The sequence below is a fragment of the Microvirga arabica genome (assembly GCF_016811235.1).
In the GTDB taxonomy this organism is placed as follows: domain Bacteria; phylum Pseudomonadota; class Alphaproteobacteria; order Rhizobiales; family Beijerinckiaceae; genus Microvirga; species Microvirga arabica.
Genome location: NZ_JAFBID010000176.1, coordinates 1 through 1,927 on the forward strand (window position 1 = coordinate 1; position 1,927 = coordinate 1,927).

Annotated in this window: 1 protein-coding gene; it reads right to left on the reverse strand. The window is 57.5% G+C overall.

The window, feature by feature from the left end:
• A partial coding sequence (locus tag JQC81_RS32240; RefSeq protein ID WP_376772483.1) for a transposase occupies window positions 1-391 on the reverse strand: 391 nt, incomplete at its 3' end.
• Between the last annotated feature and the right edge of the window lie 1,536 nt (window positions 392-1,927).

Genomic DNA, 1,927 nt, shown 5'->3' on the forward strand with positions numbered 1-1,927 from the left:
CGCACCTCCTCACAGGCACAGAAGACCCCCACCACCGCACTCTATCAGACAGCCGGCTTTGCCGTCCTAGTTTTTTTGAGTCCACCACCTCCAAGGCTTCCTTGAGCACCTCGGCCTCGAGCGTCTTCTTGCCCAAAAGCCGCTGCAGCTCGCGCACCTGGTTCTGGAGGGCGCGGTAGTCGGAGGCCGGCACGACCTCCTCGCCATGTCCGGCCGCCGTCAAAGCGCCCTGGGTAGCCAGCTTACGCCAGTGAAAGAGCTGGTTTGGAGCAATGCCGTGCCGGCGGGCGACCAGGCTGACGGTGACGCCCGGCTCGTAGATTTCGTTGACGATGGCCACCTTCGCGGCCGTCCAGCGGCGGCGCCGTTCCGGGCCACTCAGGATGTCAATTGGAGGGTTGGTGTTAGGCATAATCACAACAGTAAGCCTACCACTTAGCTAAGTGGGAAGCCCTGTCTGCTCAATTCGGGGGCTGCAACAGTCGCACCGAGAGTCTAACCGGAATATCTTAGTTTCACTGGCCCAGTTTCCTGGAAGAGGACTATATTCAGGATATCGAGTGTCTCTGGACTAGGCTGAAGGAGTGGTGAGCCGTTGCAACCCGCACAATCCTTTGTGAGCGTCCTCTGTCTCGCCGCTGCTCTTGACTGGATCAAACGCTAACAGGCCCAAAGTTAGGAGTCTCTCACGGAACGATGGGACGATGTAAACCTACGGGTGTTCGAAATATGCCGTAAGAGAGTTCTCAGTGCGCAGGAGTCTCGCGCGGCCAAAATTCCAACGACGGTAAGTGCCAGGAGGCTCGCCCCGAGGGGAGTGCCGGCAAGTGCAATGAATATTCCGAACGGCCAGAGCACGACAGCTATGATCAAACCACCGGCTAAAGCAGCTGCCATTACCAAAATCAGCATGTGGCCAATCCCTATTTGAGGTACTCAATTAGAAGAATAAAGCGATCGCGAAGTTACAGAAAGGCCAAAGTACATGCCAGAGAGAACTTTCATATGGCCGGTGCCCTCACTAAGGTATGCATCGTAATGCGGTCTGCCTGCAGATGGCTCGCAGCTTAACGCGCCGAGCGCCTGCACTGGTGCCATACCTGTAGCGCCCGAAGGTACGGGTGAACCGCAGTTGGCTGAGCGCCATGTCGCTGGCCAGCATAATCTGCTATACCATGACATAGCAAAGAGGCCCTCCTCGACCTTCGGGAACCGTCACGGCCTGTGCCCGCCACCACGAGCGGGTCTGGGGTACACCTCATTCCGTGGGCAAAGACAACTTTTACGGGATCGGGTGTGTCCTCAAGGAAGGTGCGCAGCATCGACCAACTCACATCCCGGGGCGCTTTGTCGGCGCCCAACGCGCTTCGCCAAGGGATGAGTTGCTGCTGACAAACACGGCACCGGCGCGGTTGACCACAATCCAGGTGACCTTGTGAAGCGCGTCCGTTCTCCGCTTCGGGCAATCCGGGTTCGTGAACAGGATCTAGCCGAATGAGTGGACCGTTCGCGGATTGGGGTGCAGTCCTTCCAGACCATCTTGGTGGTCTTTGCGAAGGAGGAAGGGACTGCCACACTCCTTCCAGGTCGTGGTCCCGGACGCAGGCGTCATTGCATCCTTCCCGCGACAACTGAACGTCAGATGAGCAGGTTCGTAGTCCAGTTTGGTCCGTGCATCAGATATATCTTCACAGTTACCAAGGTTCAAGACGACGTTGGTGCTGCATTCGCCACCTGCGCCTGTCCGTCCCCTTCCTGAAGGAAGAGCACCTTTGACTCGTTTTTCCTAGCCTTGATCATGCCAGTTGGTCGGCCATCCCCGCTGGCGTATGCCGCACGGACTTTCTAATTGCTCCCTCTATACGTTCCGGTTAGCCCAAGCTTTGGACGACTGAACCCGCAGGGTCTGATTACGCGCTATCCGATC